The 26,282-nt window shown below is 69.3% G+C and carries 30 protein-coding genes; 13 read left to right on the forward strand and 17 right to left on the reverse strand.

Annotation, left to right across the window (positions count from 1 at the left end):
* Window positions 1-444: 444 nt before the first annotated feature.
* The 3 genes from HFP15_RS37505 to HFP15_RS37515 are packed head-to-tail and all read right to left on the reverse strand — an operon-like array spanning window position 445 to window position 2,586.
* On the reverse strand, window positions 445-1,107 hold the full coding sequence (locus HFP15_RS37505) for a GntR family transcriptional regulator (RefSeq protein WP_168522509.1): 663 nt from the start codon (window positions 1,105-1,107) through the stop codon (window positions 445-447).
* Window positions 1,098-1,811 carry a maleate cis-trans isomerase family protein gene (locus tag HFP15_RS37510; protein WP_168522512.1) on the reverse strand — a complete coding sequence of 238 codons (714 nt, stop codon included), beginning with the start codon at window positions 1,809-1,811 and terminating at the stop codon, window positions 1,098-1,100. The genes HFP15_RS37505 and HFP15_RS37510 overlap by 10 nt, the downstream gene beginning before the upstream one ends.
* Window positions 1,812-1,845: 34 nt before the next feature.
* A complete protein-coding gene (locus tag HFP15_RS37515) occupies window positions 1,846-2,586 on the reverse strand; it encodes a maleate cis-trans isomerase family protein (RefSeq protein WP_168522514.1) in 741 nt (246 codons plus the stop codon).
* 155 nt (window positions 2,587-2,741) lie between these two features.
* Here HFP15_RS37515 and HFP15_RS37520 point away from each other — a divergent pair, with 155 nt between their 5' ends.
* Complete coding sequence (locus HFP15_RS37520) at window positions 2,742-3,659, forward strand: D-2-hydroxyacid dehydrogenase (RefSeq protein WP_210718401.1); 918 nt, start codon at window positions 2,742-2,744, stop codon at window positions 3,657-3,659.
* 8 nt (window positions 3,660-3,667) lie between these two features.
* The gene (locus HFP15_RS37525; RefSeq protein WP_168522517.1) at window positions 3,668-5,077 is read left to right on the forward strand and encodes an amidase; all 1,410 of its coding nucleotides are present in this window, start codon (window positions 3,668-3,670) and stop codon (window positions 5,075-5,077) included.
* On the opposite strand, the gene HFP15_RS37530 is transcribed toward HFP15_RS37525, so the two are convergent.
* The gene (locus HFP15_RS37530; RefSeq protein WP_168522519.1) at window positions 5,074-5,223 is read right to left on the reverse strand and encodes a hypothetical protein; all 150 of its coding nucleotides are present in this window, start codon (window positions 5,221-5,223) and stop codon (window positions 5,074-5,076) included. The two genes, HFP15_RS37525 and HFP15_RS37530, sit on opposite strands and share 4 nt — an antisense overlap.
* A 36-nt stretch (window positions 5,224-5,259) precedes the next feature.
* Here HFP15_RS37530 and HFP15_RS37535 point away from each other — a divergent pair, with 36 nt between their 5' ends.
* Window positions 5,260-6,234 carry an aldo/keto reductase gene (locus HFP15_RS37535; protein ID WP_168522521.1) on the forward strand — a complete coding sequence of 325 codons (975 nt, stop codon included), beginning with the start codon at window positions 5,260-5,262 and terminating at the stop codon, window positions 6,232-6,234.
* A gap of 48 nt (window positions 6,235-6,282) precedes the next feature.
* On the opposite strand, the gene HFP15_RS37540 is transcribed toward HFP15_RS37535, so the two are convergent.
* Window positions 6,283-7,644: a WS/DGAT/MGAT family O-acyltransferase gene (locus HFP15_RS37540; protein WP_168522523.1), complete on the reverse strand. Its 1,362-nt coding sequence runs from the start codon at window positions 7,642-7,644 to the stop codon at window positions 6,283-6,285.
* An 85-nt stretch (window positions 7,645-7,729) separates the two neighbouring features.
* On the opposite strand from HFP15_RS37540, the gene HFP15_RS37545 reads away from it, so the two are divergent.
* Both HFP15_RS37545 and HFP15_RS37550 read left to right on the forward strand, forming a co-directional pair.
* On the forward strand, window positions 7,730-8,731 hold the full coding sequence (locus tag HFP15_RS37545; RefSeq protein WP_168522584.1) for a glutathione S-transferase family protein: 1,002 nt from the start codon (window positions 7,730-7,732) through the stop codon (window positions 8,729-8,731).
* A gap of 103 nt (window positions 8,732-8,834) precedes the next feature.
* Entirely contained in the window at window positions 8,835-10,472 is a 1,638-nt protein-coding gene (locus HFP15_RS37550) for a thiamine pyrophosphate-binding protein (RefSeq protein ID WP_168522525.1), read from the forward strand.
* A gap of 5 nt (window positions 10,473-10,477) precedes the next feature.
* Here HFP15_RS37550 and HFP15_RS37555 read toward each other — a convergent pair whose 3' ends face one another.
* Window positions 10,478-11,095 carry a flavodoxin family protein gene (locus HFP15_RS37555; protein ID WP_168522527.1) on the reverse strand — a complete coding sequence of 206 codons (618 nt, stop codon included), beginning with the start codon at window positions 11,093-11,095 and terminating at the stop codon, window positions 10,478-10,480.
* A 127-nt stretch (window positions 11,096-11,222) separates the two neighbouring features.
* Between HFP15_RS37555 and HFP15_RS37560 the strand changes: the two genes are divergently transcribed.
* The gene (locus HFP15_RS37560) at window positions 11,223-11,414 is read left to right on the forward strand and encodes a DUF2795 domain-containing protein (RefSeq protein ID WP_168522530.1); all 192 of its coding nucleotides are present in this window, start codon (window positions 11,223-11,225) and stop codon (window positions 11,412-11,414) included.
* Window positions 11,415-11,542: 128 nt separating this feature from the next.
* On the opposite strand, the gene HFP15_RS37565 is transcribed toward HFP15_RS37560, so the two are convergent.
* The 6 genes from HFP15_RS37565 to HFP15_RS37590 all read right to left on the reverse strand — a co-directional run bounded on the left by HFP15_RS37565 (window position 11,543) and on the right by HFP15_RS37590 (window position 17,322).
* Window positions 11,543-12,373: an alpha/beta fold hydrolase gene (locus tag HFP15_RS37565; protein ID WP_168522532.1), complete on the reverse strand. Its 831-nt coding sequence runs from the start codon at window positions 12,371-12,373 to the stop codon at window positions 11,543-11,545.
* Window positions 12,374-12,382: 9 nt separating this feature from the next.
* Window positions 12,383-13,621 (reverse strand): styrene monooxygenase subunit StyA, encoded by a 1,239-nt coding sequence (gene styA / locus HFP15_RS37570; RefSeq protein WP_168522534.1) that lies wholly within the window; start codon window positions 13,619-13,621, stop codon window positions 12,383-12,385.
* A gap of 76 nt (window positions 13,622-13,697) precedes the next feature.
* Entirely contained in the window at window positions 13,698-14,549 is an 852-nt protein-coding gene (locus HFP15_RS37575; protein WP_168522536.1) for a PaaX family transcriptional regulator, read from the reverse strand.
* 508 nt (window positions 14,550-15,057) lie between these two features.
* Complete coding sequence (locus HFP15_RS37580; protein ID WP_168522538.1) at window positions 15,058-16,191, reverse strand: DUF1015 family protein; 1,134 nt, start codon at window positions 16,189-16,191, stop codon at window positions 15,058-15,060.
* A 14-nt stretch (window positions 16,192-16,205) separates the two neighbouring features.
* Complete coding sequence (pepE, locus tag HFP15_RS37585) at window positions 16,206-16,922, reverse strand: dipeptidase PepE (protein ID WP_168522540.1); 717 nt, start codon at window positions 16,920-16,922, stop codon at window positions 16,206-16,208.
* 121 nt (window positions 16,923-17,043) lie between these two features.
* Complete coding sequence (locus tag HFP15_RS37590) at window positions 17,044-17,322, reverse strand: helix-turn-helix transcriptional regulator (protein ID WP_312871939.1); 279 nt, start codon at window positions 17,320-17,322, stop codon at window positions 17,044-17,046.
* Between the two features lie 64 nt (window positions 17,323-17,386).
* Here HFP15_RS37590 and HFP15_RS37595 point away from each other — a divergent pair, with 64 nt between their 5' ends.
* Window positions 17,387-17,668, forward strand: a complete 282-nt coding sequence (locus tag HFP15_RS37595; protein WP_168522542.1) for a GntR family transcriptional regulator — start codon at window positions 17,387-17,389, stop codon at window positions 17,666-17,668.
* On the opposite strand, the gene HFP15_RS37600 is transcribed toward HFP15_RS37595, so the two are convergent.
* The gene (locus HFP15_RS37600) at window positions 17,631-18,671 is read right to left on the reverse strand and encodes a J domain-containing protein (RefSeq protein ID WP_168522544.1); all 1,041 of its coding nucleotides are present in this window, start codon (window positions 18,669-18,671) and stop codon (window positions 17,631-17,633) included. The genes HFP15_RS37595 and HFP15_RS37600 overlap by 38 nt on opposite strands.
* A 43-nt stretch (window positions 18,672-18,714) precedes the next feature.
* Here HFP15_RS37600 and HFP15_RS37605 point away from each other — a divergent pair, with 43 nt between their 5' ends.
* Window positions 18,715-19,323: a hypothetical protein gene (locus HFP15_RS37605; protein WP_168522546.1), complete on the forward strand. Its 609-nt coding sequence runs from the start codon at window positions 18,715-18,717 to the stop codon at window positions 19,321-19,323.
* Here HFP15_RS37605 and HFP15_RS37610 read toward each other — a convergent pair.
* Window positions 19,307-19,699, reverse strand: coding sequence for a DUF2237 family protein (locus HFP15_RS37610; protein WP_168522548.1), 393 nt, complete (start codon window positions 19,697-19,699; stop codon window positions 19,307-19,309). The genes HFP15_RS37605 and HFP15_RS37610 overlap by 17 nt on opposite strands.
* Before the next feature lie 115 nt (window positions 19,700-19,814).
* On the opposite strand from HFP15_RS37610, the gene HFP15_RS37615 reads away from it, so the two are divergent.
* The 5 genes from HFP15_RS37615 (at window position 19,815) to HFP15_RS37635 (ending at window position 23,036) form a co-directional block, all read left to right on the forward strand.
* Entirely contained in the window at window positions 19,815-20,354 is a 540-nt protein-coding gene (locus HFP15_RS37615; protein ID WP_168522550.1) for a UGSC family (seleno)protein, read from the forward strand.
* Window positions 20,351-21,379 carry a hypothetical protein gene (locus HFP15_RS37620; protein ID WP_168522552.1) on the forward strand — a complete coding sequence of 343 codons (1,029 nt, stop codon included), beginning with the start codon at window positions 20,351-20,353 and terminating at the stop codon, window positions 21,377-21,379. Before HFP15_RS37615 ends, HFP15_RS37620 begins: the two co-directional genes overlap by 4 nt.
* Window positions 21,376-21,606 (forward strand): hypothetical protein, encoded by a 231-nt coding sequence (locus tag HFP15_RS37625; protein ID WP_168522554.1) that lies wholly within the window; start codon window positions 21,376-21,378, stop codon window positions 21,604-21,606. The genes HFP15_RS37620 and HFP15_RS37625 overlap by 4 nt, the downstream gene beginning before the upstream one ends.
* A gap of 93 nt (window positions 21,607-21,699) precedes the next feature.
* A complete protein-coding gene (gene sigK, locus HFP15_RS37630) occupies window positions 21,700-22,296 on the forward strand; it encodes an ECF RNA polymerase sigma factor SigK (RefSeq protein WP_168522556.1) in 597 nt (198 codons plus the stop codon).
* Window positions 22,293-23,036 carry an anti-sigma factor gene (locus tag HFP15_RS37635; protein WP_168522558.1) on the forward strand — a complete coding sequence of 248 codons (744 nt, stop codon included), beginning with the start codon at window positions 22,293-22,295 and terminating at the stop codon, window positions 23,034-23,036. Before sigK ends, HFP15_RS37635 begins: the two co-directional genes overlap by 4 nt.
* A gap of 47 nt (window positions 23,037-23,083) precedes the next feature.
* Here the strand turns inward: HFP15_RS37635 and HFP15_RS37640 are convergent, their stop codons facing one another.
* From HFP15_RS37640 to HFP15_RS37650, 3 genes are read right to left on the reverse strand one after another with little or no spacing between them, the layout of a single operon-like run.
* Entirely contained in the window at window positions 23,084-24,289 is a 1,206-nt protein-coding gene (locus tag HFP15_RS37640) for an SAM-dependent methyltransferase (protein ID WP_168522560.1), read from the reverse strand.
* Window positions 24,282-24,971: a DUF1365 domain-containing protein gene (locus tag HFP15_RS37645; RefSeq protein ID WP_168522588.1), complete on the reverse strand. Its 690-nt coding sequence runs from the start codon at window positions 24,969-24,971 to the stop codon at window positions 24,282-24,284. The genes HFP15_RS37640 and HFP15_RS37645 overlap by 8 nt, the downstream gene beginning before the upstream one ends.
* Window positions 24,965-26,236, reverse strand: a complete 1,272-nt coding sequence (locus HFP15_RS37650) for an NAD(P)/FAD-dependent oxidoreductase (RefSeq protein ID WP_312871940.1) — start codon at window positions 26,234-26,236, stop codon at window positions 24,965-24,967. Before HFP15_RS37650 ends, HFP15_RS37645 begins: the two co-directional genes overlap by 7 nt.
* Window positions 26,237-26,282 lie beyond the last annotated feature (46 nt).

Raw genomic sequence — 26,282 nt, forward strand, 5'->3', positions numbered from 1 at the left:
CCCCTAGCCCCCACCCGCGAGTCGAGAGTTCCACGCGCCCGAGTCGAGGTTTGCGCGCGCCCGAGTCGGGGGTTGTGGGTGTGCGAGTTGAGGTTTGTGGGTGTGCGAGTTAGGGATTGTGGGTGCGCGAGTAGGGGCTTCTGCCCTCCACGCGAGCAAACTGCTTGCCGGGCGTCCTCGCTGACGCGAGCGCCAGGAAAGCCCTGGACGATCGTGATTAGCGCAGCACTTGGCCTCGGTCGCGCGGAAGTCCGGACTCGGGCGCTTGGAACCCTGGACTCGGTCGCACGGAACTCTGGACTCGCGCATGGAAGGGCCAGCTCGGTCGCTGGGAAGTCCGGACTCGGGCGCGCGGAAGTCCGCACTCGGTCGCGCGGAAGTCCGCACTCGGGCGCGCGGAAGTCTCGACTCGGGCGCTTGGAAGGGTGGACTCGCGGGTGGGGTTTAGGGGAGGAGGGTGGTGCCTGGGGCGAGTCGTTGGACTGCGTCCTCCATGTGGGCCTCCAGCAAGGACAGTGCCGCCTCGCGGTCGCCGTCGCGGATGGCTTCGGTGATGCGCTTGTGCTCGGTCACCCGCTCCTCCTCACTGGAGTAGGTGCGCCGCAACGCCGACAGGCACATCCGGGTCTCGATCAGCAACGTCCGCGACATGCGCACGAGACGCTTGCTGCCCGAGGCCGCGACCAGCACCTCGTGGAACCGGATGTCGGCTTCGGACACCCCGTCTCCGTCGGGCGCCTCCGCCATTTCCCGCACGGCTTCCTCCAGCCGCTCGGCCGCGGCGGCCTGGTCACCGGCCAGCACCCGCAGCACGGCGGCGCGTTCGATCGCCAGCCGCGCCGAATAGATGTCGTGAATGTCCTCGGCTTCGAGGTCGATCACGAACAGTCCGCGATGCCGTTCACTGCGCAGCAGCCCCTCCGACACCAGCCGCTGCATCGCCTCCCGCAACGGGCCGCGTGACACCTGGAACTGGCTGGCCAGCTCGGTCTCGCCGAGTTGCGTGCCCGGCGGCAGGGAACCGTTCATGATCGCCTCGCGCAGCTGGCGGGCGATGATCGCGGCGGTCGATTCGCGGCTGACCGGCTCTATCTCGGCTAGTGGCATCGGAACAGCGTCCCCAACTCCTCGGACTCGGGGACCTCACCCGCGAGTCGCAGCCCTTCCCAGATCGTGACCTGGTTCGCGGTCAGCACGGGCTTGCCGAGCCGTCCCTCGATCGTGTTGATCACGCCGAGCGTACGCATCGCGGTATCCGGAATCAGCACCGCGTCGGCGTCGGGGTGATCGTGGCTCACCGCCAGCTCGACCACGGCCTCCGGGGACAGGCGGCCCACCTCCGCGGCGGTGTCGATGTCTTCGCTGGACATCGCGACGATCTCGATCCCGCCCGCGGCGAGGAACTCCACGAACAACTTCGCCACGTCGTCGGGATAGCTCGCGGCCACCGCGACGCGCTTCAGCCCCAGCTTCTCCGCGGCTCGCACGAACGCGAACGAGGTGCTCGACGCCGGTTTGCCTGCCGCCTTCGCGAGCTTGTCCACCTGCTCGTGCGCGCCCTGCCAGCGGTACACGAAGCTGCCGCTGGTGCACGCCCACACCACCGCGTCCGGCTCGTGCTTCGACAGCAGCGCCGCGCCTTCGGCCAGCCGCTTTTCGCTGCCGAGGTCGAGCAGTTCGGGCACGGCGTGCAGGTCGGTGCCGTAGATGTGCTCGACGGGCAAGGAGAAGCGGTACCCGAGCAGCCGCTCGGCGAACGGGTAGTCGTCCTCGGCGGCGTGGTCGGGGTAGATGAAGCCCACGGTCGGCATACGGCGCGCCCTTCTTTGTCAGTTGTAGACAATCCTACGATACTTCGCGAAGCCATTTGCCCGGTCCGACGATGGGCAGCTCCATTCTTTTCAGGCAGGCCCACATCGTCAGCTGATTCGCGGTCAGTACGGGCTTACCGAGTGCCACCTCCAACGGTTCGATCAGGTCGTAGGTCGGCAGGTTTGTGCAACTGACGAAAATCGCCTGCGCGTCGGCGTGGTCTCCGCTGAAGATCCGCTCCGCGATGGTCCGGTAGCTGACCTTCCAGATGCCGCCGCCGAGGCCGAGGTGCTCGCTGGAGAGCGTCTGCACGTTGATCTCCGCGAGAAAATCGTGCAGTTTGCCCGTCAGGTCCGCGTCGTAGGGCGTGATGACCGAGACCCGGCTGATGTCGAGCTGGTGCAGCACCTCGGCGAGCGCACCGGACGTGGTGACCGCGTCCGGCGCGCCGGCGTCGCAGATCGCCTTGCGCAGCGAGCGCTCGTAGTCGATGCCGTTGACGAAACTGCCCGACGTGCACAGATAGGCCACGACCTCGGGTTCGACGTGCAGCACGTCACGGGTCGCGGCGGCGAGGTGCTGGCTGTTGCTGACCAGCTGGGCCATCTCCATGCTCACCGGCACCGGTTCGTACGGTGTCCGCGCGAGGTGCAGGGACACCTCCATGGGGACCCAGCGCCACAGCTCGCGCTCGAGCGCGAGGTCGAACGGCGCGATGACGCCGATCCCGCGCTGCGCGAGGGGTCCGTCGAAGGCAGGAAAGTCCAAATCCAAGGCTCGGCTCCGAAGGTAACGCTCTTTTAGAGAAAGCCTCCGGGGTGGCTCCTCGGATTGTTGACAATCATACGACCCACTCTTACCGTGTCAACGTGATCGGCACGGAAAGCCCGGTGCTGGCGGTGCTCTGCGGAGATCGGCATCCCCCGGACATGGACCACATCGAAGCGACGGCGAAGGTTCGTTACACCGACGAACGCGGGCTTGCCGACGCGCTGCGCGGTGCCGACGCGCTGTTCGTCTACGACTTCCTGTCCACGGCCGTCGCCGGGGCCTGGCATGCCGCCGACCGCGTGCGCTGGGTGCACATCGCCAGCGCCGGTGTCGACCCCGTCATGTTCCCCGCGCTGCGGGACAGCGACGTCGTGCTGACCAATTCCCGGGGCGTGTTCGACGACTCGATCGCCGAGTACGTACTCGGCGTGATCATCGCCTTCGCCAAGGATCTCGCGCGTTCGATCGAACTGCAGCGCCGGCGCGAATGGCGGCACCGGGAAAGCGAGCGGATCGCGGGCCGCCGGGTGCTCGTCGTGGGCACCGGGCCGATCGGCAGGGCGATCGCACGGATGCTGCGCGCGGCGGGGATGTCGGTGTCGGGCATGGGGCGCCGCGCCCGCTCCGGCGATGAGGACTTCGGCGAGGTGCACGCCTCGGCCGACCTGCTCGACCACCTGCCCGGCTACGACTACGTGGTGGCCGTCGCGCCGCTGACCGATCAGACCAAGGGCCTCTTCGCCGCGGACGCGTTCGCCGCGATGCCCGCGCACGCCAGGTTCGTCAACGTCGGGCGCGGGGAACTCGTCGTGACCGCCGACCTGGTCAAGGCACTGCGGGACGGGCGGATCGCGGGCGCGGCACTCGACGTGTTCGAGACCGAGCCGCTGCCCGATGATAATCCATTGTGGACACTCGAGAACGTGTTGATCTCACCGCACATGTCCGGGGACTTCGCGGGCTGGCGCAACACGCTCGTCGAAGTGTTCGCCGAAAACTTCCAGCGCTGGCAGACTGGCCGCCCACTTCGTAATGTGGTGGACAAGCAGCTGGGCTATGTGCCGTCGGGGCATTGAGGAGCAACATGGGCACCCTGTTGACGGCCAGTGAACTGGTCGCCGCGTATTCCACGGGCGAGCTGTCCCCGGTGGAAGCCACCGAGGCCGCGCTGCGCGCCATCGAGGAACGCGACCGCGAAGTCAACGCCTACTGTCTCGTGGACGCCGAAGTCGCGCTCGAAGGCGCGAAGGCGTCGGAGACCCGCTGGCGCGAAGGAAATCCGATCGGCTGGCTCGACGGCGTGCCGACCTCGATCAAGGACATGTTCCTCACCCAGGGCTGGCCGACGCTGCGCGGCTCCACCTGTATCGACCCCGACCAGCCGTGGGAGGTGGACAGCCCGGTCACCGCGCGGTTGCGGGAGAACGGGCTGGTGCTGCTGGGCAAGACCACCACGCCCGAGCTGGCGTGGAAGGGTGTCACGGACAGCCCGCTGACCGGTGTCACGCGCAACCCGTGGAACCCGTCGATGACGGCCGGCGGATCCAGCGGCGGCAGCGCCGCGGCGGTCGCGGCAGGCATGGGGGAGCTGTCGGTCGGCACCGACGGCGGCGGTTCGGTGCGGATTCCCGCGGCGTTCTGCGGCATCGTCGGACTCAAGCCGACGCACGGCCGCATCCCGCTGTACCCGGCGAGCCCGTTCGGCCCGCTGTCGCACGCGGGTCCGATGGCGCGAACCGTGGACGACGTGGCGCTGATGCTGGACGTCCTCGCGCTGCCCGACCACCGGGACCCGGCGGCGCTGCCCGCGCCGGTCGGTTCCTACCGCGAGGCCGTGCGGCGGGACGTGCGCGGGCTGAACGCGGCGTTCTCGCCGACCCTCGGCTACGCGAAGGTCGACCCGGAGGTCGCGCGGATCGTGCGCTCGACCGTCAACGCGCTGGCCGACGCCGGGCTGCGCGTCGAGGAGAGCGACCCCGGCTTCACCGATCCGAAGGAAGCCTTCGACGTGCTGTGGTCCACCGGCGCGGCGCAGTGGCTGAACACCTTCCCACCCGGTTCGGAGGAGAAGATCGACCCCGGGCTGCGGCGCGTATGGGAGCAGGGCAAGACCTATTCGGCCGCGGACTACCTGGCCGCCACCGGGGAGCGGGCCGCGCTGGGCATCCTGATGGGCGAGTTCCACACCCGGTTCGACGTGCTGATCACCCCGGCGGTCGGGATCCCGGCGTTCGAGGCCGGGTACGAGGTGCCGCCGGACAGCGGCATGTCGAGCTGGCCGGAGTGGACGCCGTTCACCTACCCGTTCAACATGACCCAGCAGCCCGCGATCAGCGTGCCCGCGGGGATCACGGAGTCGGGACTGCCGGTCGGTCTGCAGATCGTCGGGCCGCGCCACTCGGACGACCTGGTGCTCGCGGTGGCCAAGCTCGTCGAGGAGATCCAGCCCTGGCCGGTGAGCCGCCTCGCGATCGGCTCACAACAGGGAAGCTAGGCCGCCACGCGGCTCAGCGTCGGCGCCTGCCCGAGCGGCAGTGACGAGAATCCGAAAAGGACACTCGCGACCGGCGCGACGGCAATGCCGAGTTCGCTCATGGCCGCGCCTGTGAGCAACGACAAGTCGACCTGGAGTGACTCCACGATGCAATCGTCCGATGATTGTGTTGAGCTGGAGACATGCGTACGACGACTTTGGGAAAGAGCGGACTGACCGTTTCGCGGATCGCGTTCGGCACCTGGCAGCTCGGTGGCGACTGGGGTTCCTTCGACGAGGACGCGGCCGTCGGCGCCATCCAGCACGCGCGCGAGCTGGGCGTGAACTTCTTCGACACCGCGCAGGCGTACGGGTTCGGCAAGTCGGAGGCGTTGCTCGGCCGCGCGCTGCGCGACGAGCTGAAGCGTGACCGTGACAGCCTGGTGATCGCGACCAAGGGCGGCATCAACCCGGGCGGTGACCGGCCGCGCGACGCGGGGCGCGCGTGGCTGCGCAAGGGGGTCGAGGAGAGCCTGCGTCACCTCGAACTCGACCACATCGACCTGTACCAGGTGCACTGGCCGGACGAGAACACCCCGGCCGAGGAGACCGCGGCGGCGCTGGGTGAACTCGTCGACGAGGGCAAGATCCGGCACGTCGGCGTGTCCAACTACAACGCCGCCCAGCTCGCGGACTTCGACCGCACGCGGCCGGTGGAAACGCTGCAGCCGCCCTACCACCTGTTCCGCCGCGCCATCGAGGAAGACCCGCTGCCGTACTGCCGCGAGCACGACATCGGCGTGCTGGTGTACAGCCCGCTCGGCAGCGGTCTGCTGACCGGCACGCTGAAGCCGGACGCGACGTTCGAGGACGGCGACTGGCGCAGCAAGTCGAGCGCGTTCCAGGGCGAGAACCTGCGCCGCAACGTCGAAGTGGTCGAGGAGCTCAAGCAGTTCGCGGCGGCCAAGGGCGTGACCGTGAGCCAGCTCGCGATCGCGTGGACACTGCACCAGCCCGGCGTCCACGTCGCCATCGTCGGCGCCCGGCGCGCGAAGAACATCGAGGACAGCCTCGGCGCGGCCGACGTCGACCTCAGCGCGGCGGACCTCGCCGAGATCGAACGGATCACCGCGCGCGGCGTACAGGTGAGCGGCGCGAGCCCGGAGGGCATCGCCTGATCTCGCCGATCCACCGGGGCCTGGTCGCGCACCAGGCCCCGGTTTTCCTTATTTGACGGCGTGTTCCAGTTCGGCGAGCGCGGTGTCGAGGTGCAGCAGCAGGCGCTGCAGGTGCGGGACGCTGCGGCGGCAACCGGTGATGCCGAAGTCCAGATTGTCGCCGTTGCTGGTCAGCGTGATGTTGAGCGCCTGCCCGTCCAGCAGCACCGAGGCGGGATAAATCCCGTCGAGATGCGCGCCGTTCCAGTACATCTGCTTGCGCGGGCCCGGCACGTTCGAGATCACCAGGTTGAACGGCGGCCGCGTGTTGGACACGACGCCGGGCACCGTCGAGACTCCCAGCTGCGCGACGTTGATGCCGGACAGCAGCAGTGCCTGGATCGGCGTCAGCTCCTTGAAGATCCGCTTCGCCTCGCGCATCGAGTGGTGGATCGTGGACAGGCGCGCGGCCGGATCCTTCTTGTCCGTCGCGAGATTCGCCAGCACCGCGCCGATCTGGTTGCCGGTGGCCGTGCCGTCCGATTTGCCGCGCATCGACACCGGCACCATCGCGACGAGCGGGGCGTCGGGCAGTGCGCGCTGTTCGATCAGGTAGTCCCGCAACGCACCCGCGCACATCGCGAGGACGACGTCGTTGCGGGAGGTGCTGGTGGCGCTGGCGATCTCGCGCACGCGCGACAGCGGCCACGACTGCGCGGCGAACCGGCGGGCGCCGCCGATAGGAATGTTGAACATCGTCTTCGGCGCCTGCATCGGCAGCGTCAGCGTGTGCTCGCGGAAGGCTTCCTTGGCCAGTTTGAGCGCCGCGGGCGCGACCCCGGCGAGCTGCTCGACCGAACTGCGTGCCGTGCGCAGCAACGATCCCGTGCCGCCCGCGGACTTCGCGCGCGGGGGTCGCGGTGTACCCCACGGCGGCGGGCAGTCGTGATCATCGGGATCGTCGGACAGCGTGCTCTGCAGATGCCGCAATGCCGCGACCCCGTCGAGCAGCGCGTGGTGGATCTTGCTGTACATCGCGAACCGGCCGTCCCGCAAGCCTTCTACGAGGTGGATCTCCCACAGCGGACGGTGCCGGTCGAGCAGAGTGCTGTGCCAGCGCGAGGTGAGTTCGAGAAGTTCGCGCACTCGACCCGGTTGCGGCAGCGCGGAATGCCGGAAATGGTAGTCGAGGTCGACATTCTCGTCCTGCGCCCACGCGACATAACCGAGCGTGTTGACCGGCCGGGCCGGATGGCGGCGGAACAACTGCGGAATGTCCTCGTTCTTGATCAAATCCTCGCGCAGTCCGCGCAAATAGTCCGGACCGGCGCCGTCGGGTTTGCGGAACAGCTGCAAGCCGCCGACATGCATCGGGTGCTCGCGGCTTTCCACAAGCAGGAACATGGAATCGGTGAATGGCATCAGCGCCATGAGCTGCCCGCCTCTCGTGCTGTACGCCGTGGAGGCGAGTGTACGCACAATGCCACGTGCCCCGCCCCCATCTAGTGTGGTTGTCATGACCATCCCGACCGATCCCGAAACGGGCGAGTTCGTGCGGTCGCCCAACCACTTCGCCGCACGTATCACCGCCGACGGGCGCGATGGCTGGCCCGTCGAGCCCGGCCGGTACCGGTTGGTGGTCAGCCGGGCCTGCCCGTGGGCGAGCCGGGCGCTCGTGGTGCGCCGGCTGCTCGGGCTGGAGCACGCGATCTCGCTCGCCGTCGCGGATCCCATTCAGGACGAACGCAGCTGGCGGTTCACGCTCGACCCCGACGGCCGGGATCCGGTTCTGGGTATTCGTTTTCTGTCCGAGGCCTACCACAAGGCCGAGTCCCGTTACGACGGCGGGATCAGCGTTCCCGCCGTCGTCGACGTGCCCAGTGGCAAGCTCGTCACCAACGATTACCCACAAATCACGCTCGACTTCTCCACCGAATGGACCAAATATCATCGCGACGGCGCGCCTGATCTGTATCCGGAACGCCACCGCGACGAGATCGACGAGATCAACCGCGCGGTCTACAAGGACGTGAACGCGGCGGTGTACGAGGCCGGGTTCGCGTCGAAGCAATCCGCGTACGAGGACGCCTATTCCCGGTTGTTCGCTCGTCTGGACCAGTTGTCCGGCCGATTGTCGGGACAGCGCTTTCTCGTCGGCGACACGATCACCGAGGCCGACATCCGGCTGTTCACCACGCTCGTGCGCTTCGACGCCGTTTATCACGGTCATTTCAAATGCAATCGGAACAAACTGACCGAAATGCCGGTGCTGTGGGCGTACGCGCGTGATCTTTTCCAGACGCCGGGCTTTCACGACACCGTGGATTTCGACCACATCAAGCGGCACTACTACCAGGTGCACACCCAGATCAATCCGACGCGGATCGTGCCGGTGGGGCCGGACCTCTCCGGCTGGACCACGCCGCACGGCCGGGAGGAACTGCGCGGGCGCCCCTTCGGCGACGGCACCCCGCCACCGCCGCCACCCGCCGACGACGTGCTGTCCGCAACCGAGTGAACACTCTTTGTGATGTCGGGGGCGTGCATGGGCGGACTCGCGAGTGCGTCACAGTGTGCGGGCACACCGGGAGTCGTCATCCGCCTGGGCCTAACCTGGTCGGGTGATTCGAAGCGGCGCCCAGTACCTCGTGGATGTGTTGTCCGAACTCGGGGTGGATGTCGTATTCGGCTTACCGGGGGTGCACAACCTGCCGGTTTGGGAGGCTCTCGCGGGCACCGGCATCCGGGTCATCGGGGTCCGCCACGAGCAGACGGCCGGGTACGCCGCCGACGGCTACGCCCGCGCCACCGGCAAGCTCGGCGTCGCACTCGTCACCACCGGACCGGGTGCCGCGAACACCCTCGCCGCGGTCGGTGAGGCTCGCGCCTCCGGCTCGCCCGTGCTCGTCATCGCCACCGACATCCCGGCCCAGCTGCGCCGGCCCGGCACCGTGCGCGGTGTGCTGCACGAGACCAGCGACCAGGCGGCGATGTTCGCGCCGGTCACCAAGGCGGCCAGCACCGTCGCGCGTCCCGAGGACATCGCGCCGATCGTCGCGCGCGCCGCGAGCCTGGCGGTGCGCGCCCAGAGCGGGCCCGTCTACGTCGGCATCCCCACCGACTTCCTGCGCGCCGAAACCCACCGCGCGACCGTCCCCGAAATCACCGAGCCGCTGCCCGCGCTCAACCTCGAGGACATCGGCTTCGCCCGCCAGCTGCTCGCCACCGCCGCGCGACCGGTCATCTGGGCGGGCGGCGGCGCGTTGCGGGCCGACTCGGGAGCCGAGATCGGTGAACTCGCGCAGCGGCTCGCGGCCCCGGTGATCACCACCTTCGCGGCGCGCGGGCTGCTGCCACCTGGCCATCCTTGCCTGGCCCCGAACCCCGTGCACGCGCCGGAGGTCGGTGCGCTGTGGGACGAGGCCGACGTGGTGCTCGGTGTCGGCACCGACTTCGACGGCCTGATGACGCAGAACTGGCTGATGCCCAAACCGCCCAAGCTGATCGCCGTCAACGTCGACCCCAAGGACGCCGCCAAGAACTACGTCCCCGACCTCACGTTGGTCGGCGATGCCCGCGACGTGGTCGGCCAGCTCGTCACCGGACTCGCACCACGCCCCGGTCTGCCCGAGCTCACCAACCGGATGCGCCGCCTGGAGGAGACGGTGCGCCGCAGCATCCGCGCCGACGAACCGCAGGCCGCGGACTTCCTCGCCACGCTGGAGGAAACGCTGCCCGGCGGTGCCGTGGTGGTGGCCGACATGTGCGTGGCCGGGTACTGGGCGGGCGGGTACCACCGGGTCGCCGCGCCGCGCCGGTTCGCCTACCCCATGGGCTGGGGCACGCTCGGCTTCGGCTTCCCGGCTTCACTGGGCGCCGCGCTCTCGGGCGCGAGCCGTGTCGTGTGCGTGAGTGGTGACGGCGGCTTCCTCTACGGAGTGGGGGATCTGGCCACGCTCGCGCAGGAGGCACTGCCCGTCACGGTGATCATCGTCAACGACGGCGGCTACGGCATGCTGCGCTTCGACCAGGACCGCGAGGGCCTGCCCCAGCGCGGCGTCAACCTGCACACCCCGAACTTCGTCGGCCTGGCCAAGTCGTTCGGCCTGCACTCCGACGAGGTCAAGGGGTTCGGGCGGGCGTTCCGCCGCCGCCTCGGCGAGTTCGTACGTGCGGAGGAGCCGAACGTGCTGGTGGTGCACGCGGCGCTCAAGCCCCCGCGCAACACCTCACCGCGCTGGTACCGCGCGAATCGATAGGCCCGTCAGCCGGCCTCGCGTGAGAACTCCTGGGGAATGGGGGACTTTCGCAGAGCGGTGGCGACGCCGTAGAGGTTGCGGGCCATCATGCCGGCCACCTGGTGCGCGTACCGGTGACCGTGTTCGGTGGCGGTGTAGTCCGGCCCGGGCCCCGGCCCCATGTTCCAGTAGACCCAGGACTGGCCCGGCACCGTGAACCCGATGTCGACGAGCCCGCCGTTGATCTCGCTGATCACGTGGTGCGCGCCGTCCTCGTTACCGGTCACGACGACTCCCGCCACCCGGTTGTAGGCCACCGGCATCCCGTCTTCGCCGGTTTCGGACATCATCGCGTCCATCCGCTCCAGCGCCCGCTGTGCGACCGAGGACGGGCGGCCGAGCCAGGTCGGCGACGCCATGATGAGAATGTCGGATTCGAGCACTTCCCGGCGGATACCCGGCCAGTCGTCGCCCTCGCCGAGATCGCTGCTGACGCCGGGCAGGACGGCGTGGTCGACCAGGCGGACCGAACGCACATCGGTACCCAGCTCGCGCAGACCCGCCCCGACGACGTCGGCCAGATCCTGCGTGTTCGACGGCTCCGGCGATTTCTTCAGGGTGCAGTTCAGGATCGTCGCGCGCACAGGGCTCCTCCTCGTCGGTGCTGCCGGTCAACCATTCGGATGCCCTCGCCACGGCGGCCCGAAACGGCACGAGTGAGTCGCACGCGGATGGGTAGCCGGGGGCCGAAAGCCGATGAAAGGAGCGAACATGGCTACCCCGAATCCGGTACAGATGCAGAAGTACCTCTCCGGCGTCGACTACCCGTGCGGCCGCGACCAGCTGGTCGAGCACGCCAAGAAGCAGGGCGCCGAAAACGACATCATCGAGTATCTCCAGCAGCTGCCGGACCGCAACTACGACGGGCCGAACGCCGTCAGCCAGGAGTTCGCCCGCACGTAAAGCCGAACTCGCCCGCGCGCAAAGCTGAACTCGCGCGCATGTAGGGCTGAACTCGCGCGCATGTAGGGCTGAACTCGCGGGGAGGGGTCGGGCGCGACGGCGGATGACCGGCCACCCGGTCATCCGCCTCAGTGCGCGGCCAGATGTTCCAGGATCATGGCCGTCAACGTCTCCGGGACCTCTTCGGGCACCCAGTGCGTCACGTCCTCCAGCATCTGGAAGGTGTACGCACCGGTGACCCAGTTCTCCGTCTCGAACGCCGCGACCGACCCGAGGGCGACGTCCTCTGTGCTCCACACGTACAGCGTCGGCACGTCGACCTTCTCGATCGAAGCGGCGGGACGGCTCGCCCGGTACCAGTTGAGCGCCGCCGTCAGCGCCCCGGGCTCGGACAACCGCTGCACGTACTCGTCCACGCGGCTGGGCGGCACCTTCCACTCGAACATGCGCCGCAGCGCTTCCGCGTTGTTCGCCAGCATCCGCTTTTCCGTGCTGGGATCGCGCCAGTCCCGCATGTACTGCGACCGCATCTGCTGTTCCTCGTCGGTGCGCAGCGCGTAGGACAGCGCACCGGGATGCGGCACGGACACCGCGGTCAGGGTGCGCAGCCGGTCCCCGTGCTCCGAGGCCGTCCACCACGCGACGGCCGCACCCCAGTCGTGCCCCACCAGATCGAACCGGCTCCAGCTGAGTTCGTCCGCGATCGCCAGTACGTCCCCGACCAGCGACGTCATGCCGTACTCCGCGACCCGCTCGGGCCGCACGTCCGGCGAGTACCCGCGCTGATCGGGCGCCACCGCGCGGTAGCCGCGATCACCGAGCACCGCGACCTGGTACTCCCAGCTGATCGCCGCCTCGGGAAAACCGTGCAGCAGCAGGACGGGCCTGCCGTCGGCGGGTCCGGCCGCGATCGCGTCGAAACTGCCCGCCGGGGTCGGGATGCTGAGATGCTCGCTCACACCCGCACCCTAGCCGGGGACACCGACACCTTTGCGCGCCAAGTAGTTGTTCACCCGTTCCGGCGTCGCGAGGATGTCCCACTGGCGGTCGGGATAGCTGAAGTTCTCGGTGAACTCGTCCGCGATCTCCTGGTTGGTCGCCATCGCGACGAACATCCGCAGCAGATGCTCCGGCGGCGGTCCGCCGACCATCAGATTGGTCCAGTCCGCGGTCGCGTGCACGCGGTCGCGCCTGCGGTCGGCGACCTTCTGGCAGAACCGCTCGTCGAAGTTCGGGTCCTCGATGATCACGTGTCCCAGCTCCCATGCGGAGTAGGACGCGCAGTTCCCGCCTTGTCCCACAACGGGATCCACCACTACGTGCGCGTCGCCGAGCGCGACGGCGTAGCGGCCGTTGGGCAGCTTGGTGTAGTCCTCACGCACCGTCGGCACGATGGCGCCCTGCAACAGATCCAGCGGGCTGGTCAGCCGGAACTTCGCGGTGTCGATCCGCTCGAACGTCGCGGGGTAGAACTGGCGGGCGCTTTCCAGGATGGTCTTCTCGAAGCCCGCCGGATCCTCCTCGTAGCTGAGATCGGCGAGCATCTCCAGCTCTCCGCCGGGCACGTTTTCGAACAGCAGCGCCGTGACGTGACCCGCGGAGGAGTACATCGGAATCTCCAGCAGCTCTCCGTTCCCGGCGGCCACGTTCAGGGTGACGCGCTTCGGTTCCGACGGCGCGACGCCTTCGTAGAGGCCGACGCACAGCCTGCGCTGTGGGGTGTCGAAAGGAGATTTGTCGGCACGGCGAGAGAACATCGCGTTCAGCCCGCTGCGGCCGGACGCGATCACGACCAGGTCGTGGCGCTCGGAAAGCTTGACCACGTCGGCGGCCTGCACCGGACGCACCTCGAACTCGCCGCCGCGCGCCACGAAGTCTTCGAGCAGCCTCGGCAGGTAGATGCGGTAGTCGATGGCGCGGGACGGCGCGGTGAACACGCCGGGGAACACCAGCGGCTGCGGGCCACCGGTGATGTAGTGGTTGTGGCCGAAGTAGCGGTATTCCTCGATGTCCCAGTGGTCGACGCCCAGTGCCTGTTCCCGTTCGACGGTCGCGTGGTGATGGGCGACGCTGTTGAGCATGCGGCCGCTGCCGAGCTGCTCGGCGGTGCGGTCGCTGTAGATCGTGACGGGAATGTCGTGCTGGCGCAGCAGGAGGCCGAGGTGCAGCCCCGCTGTGCCGGCCCCGACGATGCCGATGCCTGCCATATCCGCTTCCTCCTGTGGTCGGCGAACCATTGTCCACCGTCGCGCACAGGGCGGGAAGATCGGGAACTCGTTCGGCCTACGCCGCTTCCTGCTCGCCGGTGAGCCGCTCCCAGTGCAGCTGCGCACCGGGCCGCCATTCGACGTGCTTGCTGTGGAACAGCTCCGCGGCCTGCATGCCGCTCCAGTTCGGCGGCAGCAGCCGGATCGGCAGGCGGGGATCGAGGAACGGGAAGCGGCGCCATTCGTGCACCAGCCGGGTCTGTGCGTGCAGCACCTCGGCACCGGTGGCCGGGGTGAGCTTGCCGAACTCGTCGATGAAGTCCTCGTAGCGTTCCTCGAGCGCGCTCAGATCCCAGGCCCGCGCGACCATCGCGTCCTCGTCGCCGATCTTTCCGTAGCTCGCGACGAAGGACATCGCCTCGCGGTCGAGGCCGAGGTCGCGCACGATCGCGTCGGCCTCGTCCTGACGGCTGGTGTCGGCGCTGATCCAGGCGCCGGGTGTGGGCGAGCCGAAGCCGGCCCAGGTCAGCCGGGTGCGCAGGCTGTGCCGCAGGTCGCGCTTGGTCTCCGGCACCGAGACCAGCAGCATCAGCCAGCGGCCGTCCCAGGCGCCGCGGTCGCGGCCGAAGTTGTAGATCCGCTCGGCGCCCTCGGTGAGCAACCGCCGTCCTGGTGGGGTCAGCGACCAGCGGACGCGGCGGCCGACGCGCTCGGACACCAGCCAGCCCTCGGCCGCGGTGCGGGCCAGCGCCTGGCGCGCCGACTTCTCCTCGATGCCGAACATGCCGAGCACCTCGACCAGCGTCGACGTCCAGACCGGACGGCCGCGGCCCAGCGCGAACTCGCCGAGCACGGTCATCAGCAGGGAACGGGCGCTCGTGTGGCTGACCTCGCGCCGCCTGCTCACGGTCGGGCGTGCCGCACCCATGGACTGCCCACCTCCCTGTGGCCGACGGCGTTCCACCTGGCTGGCCCAGGTTAGTCCACCCACGGTATACCGTCGGCCGGGGAGCCAGGCGGGTCAGCGCCGGAAAAAGGCCACGTTCGCGGCCTGTTCCGGCATCAGCATCTCATCGGGAAATCCGTCGTTCCAGGGTTCGTAAATGACGCACTCGTCGCGGGCGCATTGCCCGCAAAGGGGACGGCTTCTGAGGTCGAAACACCATTCTTCACCGCTCGGTGTCTGTTCTCTCGGCACCAGGCACGCGAAACAGATAGCGTCGGGCTCGAAATCAATTCTTAATGCCATGATCGCTTCCGGGGTAGTCGGCTGGAGTCATGTTAGGCGGATGACGTGCTGAGCTAGAAGCGGTGTCACCTTAATGTAGCAAACTCTCTGTGCCGCTGACTGAAACCAACCCGGGTCTGCAATTTGCAAAAGGAAAATTGTGATCAATTTTCGGAGCATTTCCGGAATGGTTCAGTATTGGCATAGATCAAAATTCTCCGGAAATGTTCGCGATGAGCAGGCCACTGTGTGGTTTGGGGGTGAAATACGTGCTTTTGCGTGGCATCCGGCGCCCCTGATCGTGCACCGCGAGCACGTCGGCGAGCGGTACCGGCGCCAGCCGCAGCACGGCGTCGACGTCCCCGCCCGGCACGTGCCCCTCGGGAAGGGCGCGGACATGTGGGCCTTCCGGATCGATACCGAGCGCCTCGGCGATGAGCAGGCGTTCGACCAGGCCGTGGTCGATCCGCGGCAGCGGTTCGGCAGTGGCGGGCAGTTCGACCACGAGGCCCGATGGCACGGTCACGAGGCCGGGCTTGTCCGGTGCGGGCGGATCCGGGCGTTCGTGGACGGGCAGACCCACGCCACGCCAGGCCGCGGCCAGGTCCGCCGTGGTGAGGCCGGTGCCGGTGAGCACCCGGTGGATCGCCCCGATCCGCAGGTCGGGACCGGAGGTGACCAGCGCGAGCAACTGGGCGTTCGCGCGCGACGCGGCCGCGACGCGATGGTTGCCGTCGGCGACCAGCAATCGGTGCCGTCGCACCTGGCGGAGCAGATCCTCGTGGTCCTCAAGCAGCCACAGCCGGTGCGCCCGGCCACCGGCGTCGGCGGTGCGCACGTCCGGCTCGCGGCCCTCTACGGCGGCGGACGCGATGGCGGTCAGGTCCTCGCCGTCCGCGACCGGAACGAGCAGCGCGGCGCTCGTGGCCCGGCCCAGCCCGGTGAGGGCGGCGGCGCGGTCCGCGACGATGCGCGGATAGACCTCCTCGCTGTGCCACACGTGCGCGTCGATGGCGGCGGGGTCGATCAGGCACAGCACGCCGATCGCGGTCCCGTCCGGGCCGGCCACCTCGTAGACGGCCACCACGTCGCGCACCGGGCGGTAGGCGTTCGCGAGCAGCCGGTCCAGCGTTCGCCGTGCCTGTGGCAGCGCCTGCGGCAATGTCAGATTCCGCGCGAGCGCCGCCGGGGTGCGGTGCGGATGCTGCACGGCCAGCAGCGATTCGCCGTCGGAGCCGGCCAGTGCCTCGATCACCTCGCCGGGATCGGCGAACTCGTCGACCTCGGGTCCCGGCACGTCGCCGTCGACCACCCATCCGTGCCGGATCGCGCTCGCCCACATGCCACGATCCTGCCTCAGCGGAACAGGGCGACCGTCTCCAGCAGCCGGCTCAGGTCCGCACCGGAGGGGATCTCGCGTGGTTCGTGCCCCCGCTGGAACAGTCGCGCGCCGACCTCGTCCCCGCCCAGCGTCAGTGACGAGTCCACGCGCCGCAGCCAGGTGCCCTCGCGCAGGCCGAGCACGGGCACGTCGTTCTCCTCGAGGAACTGGCCGAGCCGCTCCTCGCGGGTCTCGCCCATGTGGACGTCGCCCTCGACCGGATCGAGGTAGTGCGGGTTGATCTGGAACGGGACGAGCCCGCCCGCGTCGAAGGAGGGCGGCTGCACGATGGGCATGTCGTTGGTCGTGCGGATGGTCGGGCAGGCCACGTTGGTGCCCGCGCTCGATCCGATGTAGACGGTGCCGTGTGCGACCCGGTCCCGGATCGGGGCCAGCAGTTCGCGGGCGTAGAGCGCGCGCAGCAGGCGGAACGTGTTGCCGCCGCCGACGAACACCGCCTGCGCGGAGTTGAACAGCTTGATCGGGTCACCCTCGTGCGCGCCGGCCACCTCGACGCGCAGCGGGGCGAGCGCCTTGGCGGCCTGGGCCGTGTAGCCGTCGTGATCGGCGAGCGCGAACGGGACGAACACCAGCCGCCGGACGCCGGTCAGCATCTCGGCCAGCGCCTCCATCGCGTGTTCGAGGTACTCCTTGCCCGGGGCGGTCGAGTTGGACAGCAGCAGCACGCGCATGACATACCTTCCCGGGGCTGATGTGCCTCATTGCGTCGTTTGCCTATCACGATCGGCGCGGGAAGTTCAGAGCAGAGTGAGGGCGACCACAGCGCGGGAAACCGGCCGGGTCCTAAAAGGACTATCGGTCGTCGAGCAGGTCGGCGGGGTGCATGCCCAGCGCGTCGGCCATCCGGAACAGCGTGTCGAGCGTGATGTTGCGCGGCGGGCGCTTGTGCGGATCCTCTTTGCGCCTTGGCTGATCGAGCCGGGAACGCTCCAGTTCCGCCACGACCGAACGGGAGACGCCGGCGCGGTCGGCGAGGTCCTCCTGGCTCAGATCCCGCTCCCGGCGCGCCCGGCGCACGCGCGCGGCGAGTTCGCGCAGCCGCGCGTCGAGCGCCTCGCCGTGGTCGGTCACGACACGAGTTTAGCCATGGCTTCCACTTGCGACAATTTGTCTCTTCTATGCTACTTTTTAGGACATGAACGTAGAACTCGACGGTCCCGGCTATCTGTACGAAGCGCTCGCGAAACAGCTCGCCGAGCGCATTCAGGCAGGGGAGTTCGCCCCGAACACGCCGCTGCCCGCCGAGGGCCGGCTCGCGTGCGAGTACGGCGTCTCGCTGGGCACCGCGCGCCACGCCACCAGGCTCCTGCGCGAACGCGGCCTGGTCGTCACCATCAAGTCCAAGGGCACGTACGTGGTGGCTCGCGCGAACTCGGGGGCTATACCACCTGGCGCCGCACCTTCCGCAGCTCCTTGATGTCCACAGTGGACGGCTCGGCGGCGAGCCAGCCGCCGATCTCGTGCACGAACTGTTCCGGGGTCATGGGCGGGGCGGGTAGATCGAAGTCCTCCTCGGTGGTGATCTCGCCCGCCCGGCTCGGGTACACGACCAGTGCGCCCCGGATCTCCACCCCCGGCAACAGGGCGCGATAGGCGTCGATCGCCTCCAGCAGGCGGGTCGCGCCGCCGCGGAACGGGCGGTCGTCCCGCCACAGGGTGCCGTCCTCGTCCGCGGCGTAATGGCCGGGCAGCCACATCTTCGACTCGACGAGCACCAGCCGCCGCCCGCACAGCACCGCGTGGTCGGTGTCGGCGAACACCGAACCGGGCCACGCGAGGCCATGGAAGACGCGCGCGGCCGGCAGCCTCGTGAGGTAGCGCTGCAGCAGTTCGGCGGTCAGCCGTTCGCCCCACTGATCCGCCTCCGCGCCCGGCTGCCCGAACACCTTCTCCTGCCCGAACTCGGCGGCGAACCGTTCGCGCGCCTGCTTGCGCATCATGTGGCGGCGCGTCAGCCAGATCGCGACGGCCGTCGCGAGCAGGAGCCACACGGTCAGCAGCAGCCAGCTCGTGGTCAACGGCAGCACGACGAGCAGCAGCCAGCCGAGCAGGATCGCCGCCGGGGCGTGGCCGGGCGGGGTGGGTACGGACGGGCACGCCGCCTCGTCGCCGCGTGCCCACCACGGCAGCGAACCGGGATCGAACCGGGGCATCGTCGCCACGAACGATGGGTCCTCGCCGAAGTCGCGCGGCCGCCGCCGCACGCGCACGGGTACGGGCGCGCGGCCCCGGTCGTAGTCGGCGCGGCTGTACGGGTCGCTGAGGACCTCGTAGGCCTGCCGCAGCCGGTGGAACTCGTCGGGAGAGCCACCGGCGTCGGGATGCATCGCACGGGCTCGGGCGCGGTAGGCCGATTTGATCTCGGCGATGGACGCGTCGCGGGCCACGCCGAGCAGCTCGTAGTAGCCCGATTCGTGCACGCGGTCACAATACAAGGGGGCTTGGCGTGGTTAGAGTTGCGCGATGGCAGGTTCTCCGGCGGACGATCTGGCCCGAAGGCTCGGCATCGGGACCGGCCGGATCGCCGTGCCCGCGGGCCTGCTGGCCATCCTCGCCGGGGCGGCGTTGTTCGTGTTTCCGCCGCACAGCACCATTGCCGCGATCGCGCTGGGACTGGCTGGCGTGGTTTGTTTCGCCTTTGGTTCACTGCGCCTCGCCGGTGGACCGTGGTGGGCGTTCGCCGCCGCGCTGATCAGCGGAGGCGTGCTGTTCGCGGCGTTGACCGTCGGCGGGCGCGGTCTCGCATTGAACACTTTCGGGGGAAGCCAGATCTGCGAGGTGGCGCAACGTCAAGAGGTCGACACCGCTGGGCGGTACCAGCACTACGGGTTCGTGCACACCCTGAACTGCCCGCGCGGTGGCACGTTCACGATCCGCACCGACGCGACCGACCGGCAGCCACCCGGTTCCCGTGCCGAGGTACTCGGCACGCCGGGCGGCGTGCTCGAACCGGACTTCGCCGGCAGGCACAACGTGATCGTGGAAGCCCTCGCGGTGGCCGCGGCGCTGGCACTCGCCGGCGCCACCGTGCATTTCACGTGGCGCCGGTCGGGGGTCAGGTCAGCGAGCTAGGGTCGGCCGGAACGTCGGCCGCGTGCCGCCGCAGCGCGTCGAGATCGACCACTTCGAGCGCGCGGGCGTGCGTGGCGGCCAGCATCACCGGAGGCGCGACGCCCGCTTCGTACGCCTCCTGCCAGCGCGCGGCGCACAGGCACCATCGATCACCCGGCTGGAGGCCGGGGAACCCGAACTCGGTACGCGGTGTGACCAGATCATTGCCCGCCTTGGTCGAGTGCTCCAGGAACTCCTTGGACACGACGGCGCAGACGGTGTGATTGCCGAGATCGTCGAGGCCGGTTTTGCAGCAGCCGTCGCGGTAGAACCCGGTGACCGGGTCCGTTCCGCACGGCTCCAGTTCCCCGCCGAGCACGTTGCGATCATTCGTCATGTTCTCAGCTTGGCACCATCTCGCCGCCGATGCTGCCATTCCCGGCGAGCTGCCCGGCTTACGTCAGATGGAAGGGCTGTTGGAAGGCTGTCGCGCGCGGCCGAGGATCGGAAGCATGGCGAATGCGATTCTCGATCCGACCGGCGGGACGCGGGCGGTCCCGGCCGGTGCCACCGTCCCGGCACCCGAGCGGGCGCGGCTCGCCGGCGCCACCGTCGGGCTTCTGGCGAACACCAAGCAGAACGCGGCGCTGTTCCTCGAAGAGGTCGGCAAGCTGCTCATCGAGCGGTACGGCGTGGCGGCGGTCGTGCCCGCGACCAAGGCGGTGTTCGCGCTGCCGGTCACCGACGAGCAGCTGGAGGAACTCGCGGGCCGGTGCGACGCGGTGATCACCGGCGTCGGCGACTGCGGCTCGTGCAGCGCCTCGGCGGTCGCCGACGGCGTCGCGTTCGAGCGGCGCGGCATCCCGGCCGCGGTCATCTGCAGCGATGCCTTCATCGTGACCGCGAACGCGATGGCCGAGGTGCGCGACGCCAAGGGCTACCGCTACACCACGACGGCCCATCCGGTCGCCGTGCTCACACCGGACGAGGTACGCGAACGCGCCGAAGAGGCGATCGAGGACATCGTGGCCATCCTGACGGGACGGCCATGACCGAGCCCGATCCGGACATCGCGCGCGCCGCCATCGAATACTGCTACGACAACGGCTGGAGCGACGGGCTGCCGGTGGTGCCCGCCTCACGACCGCTGGTCGACGAGTTCCTCGCACACACCGGCCGCTGCCCGGACGAGGTGATCGGCACGATCGAGCAGTTCGGCCGGAGCTGCACCGTCGAGCAGGCCGCGATCAACGCCGCGATGGCGGGGTGCAAGCCCGAGTACTTCCCGGTCGTGCTGGCCGCGTGGGAGGCGGTGATCAACGACCGCGCGGCCCGTGGCGGCGGCTGGCAGAGCACCAGTGGTCCGGCGCCCCTGATCGTCGTCAACGGGCCCGTCCGGCAGCGGCTCGGATTCAACAGCACGGGTGGCGTGTTCGGGCCCGGTTTCCGTCCTAACGCGACGGTCGCGCGGGCCGTCGGCATGATCGTGCGCAACGCGTTCGGCGTGCAGCCGCACGTGCTGGAGCAGGCGACGCAGGGGCTGCCCGGCCGGTGGTCGATCTGCCTCGGCGAGAACGAGGAAGAAAGCCCGTGGGAGCCGCTGTCGGTGGAGGCCGGGCTGGACGAGGACACCAGCGCGGTGTCGGCCGCGTTGCTGCGGACGTGCGAGTACGTCGACAACCGGCACACGCAGAATCCCGAAGAGGTGCTCGCCGACATCGCGGACACGATGGCGCGCACCGGCGCGGTGATCTTCCGCGAGGCCTACAGTGGGGTCGTGCTGTGTCCCGAGCACGCGCAAATGCTTGCGAAGGAAGGCTTTTCGAAGGCGGACGTGAAGTCCTGGCTCATCGAGCACGTCGGGCGCACGCGTGGCGAACTGCGCCGGGCGGGCAAGAACGGGCTCAGCGACCGGGGCGTCCGGCACGCCGCCGAGGCCGACGGCGACGAGGTGTTCGAACGGTTCATGTCGGCGCCGGAACAGATCCCGGTGGTCGTGGCGGGTGCGCGCAACGCCGCGATCTCGATGGTGGTGCGCATTTTCGGTGCGTGGTCGGGAAAGGCGGTGCCGGTGTGATCGACGCCGCAGGACTGGAGGCGATGCGCACGACGCTCGCCGCGGACGGCTACGCCCTCGAGGTGTCCGAAAACGATGGCCGGGTCGCCGTGCGCATCTCGGTCGCGGACCCGCAGGCGTGCGAGGACTGCCTGGCGCCCGAGCCGATCATGCGCGCGATCCTGCACAAGTCGCTCGGTGTGCCGGAGAGCTCGATCGAGCTGACCTACCCGAACCAACCCCGGTGACATCGGCGGGGAGGACGACGCGCCCCGAAAACCCCTGACCAATCCGGCCACCGCCGCGCTCCGAACCCAGAGGGACTAGGAGAGGATGGGTGGATGGACGACTCTGTGCGTGCCCTGCCCTCGCCGCGTGGCGGTGGCGGCGGGGGCCCGAGCCCGGAAGAACTGCTGACACAGGTCGCCCGCGGAAGCGAGGCAGCCTTCGAGCAGCTTTACGAAGTCGTGTCCGGACCGGTCTTCGGGGTGGTCCGCCGGGTCGTGCGGGACGTCGCGCAGTCGGAGGAGGTCGCGCAGGAAGTGCTGGTCGAGCTGTGGCGGACCGCGCCGCGCTACGACCCGGCACAGGGCAGCGCGGTGAACTGGGCGCTGACGCTCGCGCACCGGCGCGCGGTCGACCGGGTGCGCTCGGCGCAGGCCCGCGCCGACCGAGAGCAGCGCGTGGGCGGCATGTCCTCGGGCCGCGAGTTCGACGAGGTGTCCGAGGCCGTCGCATCCCGGCTGGAGCGCGAACAGGTCCGCCGCTGCCTGTCCACTTTGACCGACTTGCAGCGCGAGTCCGTGATGCTGGCTTACTACGGCGGCCACACCTATCCCGAGGTGGCCGACCTGCTGCAAAGTCCGCTCGGGACGATCAAGACGAGGTTGCGGGACGGCCTGATCCGGCTGCGTGACTGCTTGGGGGTGACCCGATGACCACGCCGGACGTGCACATGCTCACCGGTGCCTACGCGCTGGACGCACTGGACGAGTTCGAACGCCGCCAGTTCGAGCGGCACCTGTCCGTGTGCGACGAGTGCGGCCAGGAGGTCGCCGAACTGCGAGCCACCACGGTGCGGCTGGGGCTCGCGGTCTCGCAAGCGCCACCCGCGGAGCTCAAGCGCCGGGTCATGACGCAAATCGCCGAGGTGCGCCAGGAACCGCCGGGCCGTGAACGGGTCGCCAGGAGGCGGGAACGTCGCTGGGCGATCCGGCTGGTGTCGACCGCGGCAGCGGTAGCGGTGGCCGTCGCGGCCGCCTTCGGTGTGATCGCCTACCGGGCGCAGAACAGCCTCGACAACACGCGTGGCCAGCTGGCGCAGGCCCAGTCACAGGCGAACGAGCTGGCCGAGTTGCTGGCCGCACCGGATCTGCGTGCGGTTCCCGGCACCGGTTCCACGTCGGGCGAGGGCAGCGTGATGGTGTCCGAACGGCTGAACCGGGGCATGCTGCTGGTGCACGGCATGCCGGATCAGCCCGCGACCGCGACCTACCAGGTCTGGGCCATCGCGGGTGGTGTTCCGCGGTCGATCGGCCTGCTCGGGCCGAAGGGCACGACCACGACTCCCTATGTGTTCGAGGGGCTCGCGGGCGTGAACGAGGTCGCGATGACGGTGGAGCCGGCCGGCGGGTCGCCGCGGCCGACGACGAGCCCGTCGGTGTGGTTCACGCTCTGACACGAACAGAAAGGGCCGGACTTCGCGTCCGGCCCTTTCTGCTTCATTCAGTGCGGTTTGCGCATCCCGAACTGGTGGACGTCGAGATAACGGCCGCGGAACCCGGCCTCGCAGTAGCCGAGGTAGAACTCCCACATGCGCCGGAACGTCGCGTCGAAACCCAGTTCGGCGATCCGCGGCCACGCGTCGAGGAAACGTTGCCGCCACAGGCGCAGCGTTGTCGCGTAGCTGTCGCCGAGCGCGCGCCGCTCGGCGATCCGCAACCCGGTGTGGCGGCGCACCACGTCCTCCACGGCGGGCAGCGACAGCAGGTGGCCGCCGGGGAAGATGTACTTGTGTATCCACGTGTACGAATCGCGCGTCGCGATCATCCGGTCGTGCGGCATCGTGATGCCCTGTAGCCCGACGCGCCCGCCGGGCACCAGCAGCCGGTCCAGCGTCGCGAAGTACGTCGGCCAGTACTCCTCGCCGACGGCCTCGATCATCTCCACGCTGACGACAGCGTCGTAGCTGCCTTCGGCGTCGCGGTAGTCGCACAGCTGGACGTCCACCCGCTCGCCCACGCCGGCATCGGCGAGCCGCTTGCGCGCAAGCGTTTGCTGCTCGACCGACAGGGTCAGCGTCGTGACCCGCGCGCCGCGCTCGGCCGCGCGCAACGCCAGTTCGCCCCAGCCGGTGCCGATCTCCAGCAGCCGCGTGCCCTCGCCGACGCCGGCGAGATCGAGGATCGCGTCGATCTTGCGACGCTGCGCGGTGGCGAGATCGTCCGAATCGCCGGTGAACCACGCCGACGAGTACGTCATCGTCTCGTCGAGGAATTCGGCGAACAGCTCGTTCGACAGGTCGTAGTGCCGGTGGATGTTCTCCCGGGCGCCGGAGATCGTGTTGCGCTCGGTGCCGGGTTTGCGGGCGTCGACCCACCGCCGCAGCGCCTGCAGCGGCTTGGGTACGAGAGTGGCCATGCGCTGCGCGAACGGCGTGAGCACGTCGGCCAGGTCGTCGGCCGCGGACCAGTCACCGGCCATGTAGGACTCGCCGAAACCGATCTTCGCGTCCGCCCCGAGCCGGTGGAAGAACGGGCGCGGCCGGTCGATGCGCAGGACCGGACCGCCGCGGCCGAGACGTTCTCCGCCGGGCAACGTGACGGTCACGGGGAGCGTGCGCACGACCAACCGGAACAGCCGCTCGGCGGCGAATGCGCGGCCGGGCGCGTTCGGCACGATGGCGATATCGGGCCATGCGGGCTTACTCATCAACGGTCTCCTGGCTGCGGGGAACGATAGGGATTCGGCGTAGCCACAACGCTATGCCGTGGCGCCTGATCGATGCGGCGACTCGCTGCGGCATCAGCGGACGTGTGAGCAACATCCGGATCAGCGTGCCGGCGGTGGCGGGCCTGCGGTGTCCCCGCATCGTCGCGACCAGGCTCGGTTTTCCGTCCTGGCGTAGCAGCACATCGACCGCCAGCCGTTCGTCCGGCTCGGGCAGGCGCATCTCGTAGTGCCCGTGCATGGGCAGGAACGGGGACACGTAGAACTCCTTGTCCGCGGCGGCGCGTGCGTTGGCGTCCGGGCGGAGCAGGTAGCGGTGACGGCCGCCGTAGGTGTTGTGCACTTCCGCCACCACGCACTCGAGGTGCCCGTCCGGATCGTGACACCAGTACACCGTGAGCGGATTGAACACGTATCCCAGCACGCTGGCCTGTGCCAGCATCCGCACCCGGCCGCCGTCCAGCCGCACGCCCCGCTCCGCCAGCCACCCGCGCAGGTCCGCGAGGTGGTCACGGTCGCGGAAACGGGCGAACGGCCGCAGCGGCCGGGGCAGTACCGGCAGGTCGTCGAGGTCCACCAGCCACAGGTACATGCGGTGCGAGAAGCGGTTCCGCGGCGCACGGCGTGCGTGCGTGACCACCGTGTCGTAGATCGCGTTCACCAGTGGACACCGAGCGCGGCGGCCGCTCGCACCCCCGACGCACAGCCGTCCTCGTGAAAACCCCAGCCGTGGTAGGCACCGGCGTAGACGGTGCGCCCGGTGTTCAGCTCGGGCAGTCGTCGCTGGGCCGCCAGCGTGTCCGGCGTGTACACCGGATGCTCGTACACCATCCTGGCCAGCACGTCCGATTCGGAAACGCGGCCGTCGTCGTTGAGCGACACGAGGTAGTCGACGGGCTCGTCCAGCCGCATCAGCCGGTTCATGTGGTAGCTGACCAGCACCGGGACGTTCGATGTGGTGCACGCGGGTTTGAGGTAGTTCCAGGAGGCGCGGGCACCGGCGGCCGCGGGCAGCACGCTCGCGTCGGTGTGCAGCACCGCCTCGTTGCGCGAGTACGGGAACGCTCCCAGGACCTGCCGCTCGGCGCGCGTGGGATCGGCGAGCAGGCGCAGCGCCTGGTCCGGATGGGTCGCGATCACGACGTGGTCGAAGCGATGCGACCGGCCGGAGCCGTCCCGGATCTCCACGCCGGAGGAGTCCCGGCTGATCTTGCGGACCGGCGTGCTCACGTGCACGGCGGGCAGGTTCTTGGCGACCTTGTCCACATAGGACCGCGAACCGCCGACGACCGTGCGCCAGGTCGGAGAACCGCCGACGGAAAGCATCCCGTGGTGGTCGAGGAAGGTGAACAGATAACGGGCGGGATAGGAGGTGCTCAGCTCGCCGGGTGCCGACCAGACCGCGGACACCAGCGGAATCAGGAAGTGGTCGACGAAGTAACCGGAGTAGCCGCCGATGGCCAGGAACGCGCCGAGCGTGGTGTCCCCGGTCTCGGGCCGGTCCAGCAGACGGCGCGCGTGCCGGTGGAAGCGGCGGACCTCGGCCAGCATCCACAGGTACTCGCGCCGCAGCAGGTTGCCCGGCTGGGCGAACATCCCGCCGAATCCTCGCGCGCCCGCGTACTCGAGGCCGCAGCCCCGGCAGCGCACGCTCATCGACATCTCGGTGTCCTGAGTGGACACGCCGAGCTCGCGGAACAGTCTGAGCAGGTTCGGATACGTGCGTTCGTTGTGCACGATGAATCCGCTGTCGACGGCGATCTCGCGGTCGTCCGGCGTGGGCACGTCGTGGGTGTGCGCGTGCCCGCCGAGCCGGTCGTCGGACTCGAACAGGGACACCTGGAACTTCTCACGCAGCACGTACGCGGCGGTCAGCCCGGAGACGCCGGAGCCGACCACGGCGACGGTGGGGGTCGATTCGGGATGCACGAGCCGTATTCGAAGCAACCACGCGATCGGCTTGCTTTTTGTGTCC

The sequence above is a fragment of the Amycolatopsis acididurans genome (genome assembly GCF_012328925.1).
In the GTDB taxonomy this organism is placed as follows: domain Bacteria; phylum Actinomycetota; class Actinomycetes; order Mycobacteriales; family Pseudonocardiaceae; genus Amycolatopsis_E; species Amycolatopsis_E acididurans.

Coding starts and splice junctions, on each gene's coding strand:
- HFP15_RS37505 (WP_168522509.1), bottom strand. CDS start 1,107: ATGCCACTAGCCGAGATAGAGCCGGTCAGCCGCGAATCGACCGCCGCG.
- HFP15_RS37510 (WP_168522512.1), bottom strand. CDS start 1,811: ATGCCGACCGTGGGCTTCATCTACCCCGACCACGCCGCCGAGGACGAC.
- HFP15_RS37520 (WP_210718401.1), top strand. CDS start 2,742: ATGGACCACATCGAAGCGACGGCGAAGGTTCGTTACACCGACGAACGC.
- HFP15_RS37525 (WP_168522517.1), top strand. CDS start 3,668: ATGGGCACCCTGTTGACGGCCAGTGAACTGGTCGCCGCGTATTCCACG.
- HFP15_RS37535 (WP_168522521.1), top strand. CDS start 5,260: ATGCGTACGACGACTTTGGGAAAGAGCGGACTGACCGTTTCGCGGATC.
- HFP15_RS37540 (WP_168522523.1), bottom strand. CDS start 7,644: ATGGCGCTGATGCCATTCACCGATTCCATGTTCCTGCTTGTGGAAAGC.
- HFP15_RS37545 (WP_168522584.1), top strand. CDS start 7,730: ATGACCATCCCGACCGATCCCGAAACGGGCGAGTTCGTGCGGTCGCCC.
- HFP15_RS37560 (WP_168522530.1), top strand. CDS start 11,223: ATGGCTACCCCGAATCCGGTACAGATGCAGAAGTACCTCTCCGGCGTC.
- styA (WP_168522534.1), bottom strand. CDS start 13,621: ATGGCAGGCATCGGCATCGTCGGGGCCGGCACAGCGGGGCTGCACCTC.
- HFP15_RS37575 (WP_168522536.1), bottom strand. CDS start 14,549: ATGGGTGCGGCACGCCCGACCGTGAGCAGGCGGCGCGAGGTCAGCCAC.
- HFP15_RS37580 (WP_168522538.1), bottom strand. CDS start 16,191: ATGTGGGCGAGCGCGATCCGGCACGGATGGGTGGTCGACGGCGACGTG.
- pepE (WP_168522540.1), bottom strand. CDS start 16,922: ATGCGCGTGCTGCTGCTGTCCAACTCGACCGCCCCGGGCAAGGAGTAC.
- HFP15_RS37595 (WP_168522542.1), top strand. CDS start 17,387: ATGAACGTAGAACTCGACGGTCCCGGCTATCTGTACGAAGCGCTCGCG.
- HFP15_RS37605 (WP_168522546.1), top strand. CDS start 18,715: ATGGCAGGTTCTCCGGCGGACGATCTGGCCCGAAGGCTCGGCATCGGG.
- HFP15_RS37610 (WP_168522548.1), bottom strand. CDS start 19,699: ATGACGAATGATCGCAACGTGCTCGGCGGGGAACTGGAGCCGTGCGGA.
- HFP15_RS37615 (WP_168522550.1), top strand. CDS start 19,815: ATGGCGAATGCGATTCTCGATCCGACCGGCGGGACGCGGGCGGTCCCG.
- HFP15_RS37620 (WP_168522552.1), top strand. CDS start 20,351: ATGACCGAGCCCGATCCGGACATCGCGCGCGCCGCCATCGAATACTGC.
- sigK (WP_168522556.1), top strand. CDS start 21,700: ATGGACGACTCTGTGCGTGCCCTGCCCTCGCCGCGTGGCGGTGGCGGC.
- HFP15_RS37635 (WP_168522558.1), top strand. CDS start 22,293: ATGACCACGCCGGACGTGCACATGCTCACCGGTGCCTACGCGCTGGAC.
- HFP15_RS37640 (WP_168522560.1), bottom strand. CDS start 24,289: ATGAGTAAGCCCGCATGGCCCGATATCGCCATCGTGCCGAACGCGCCC.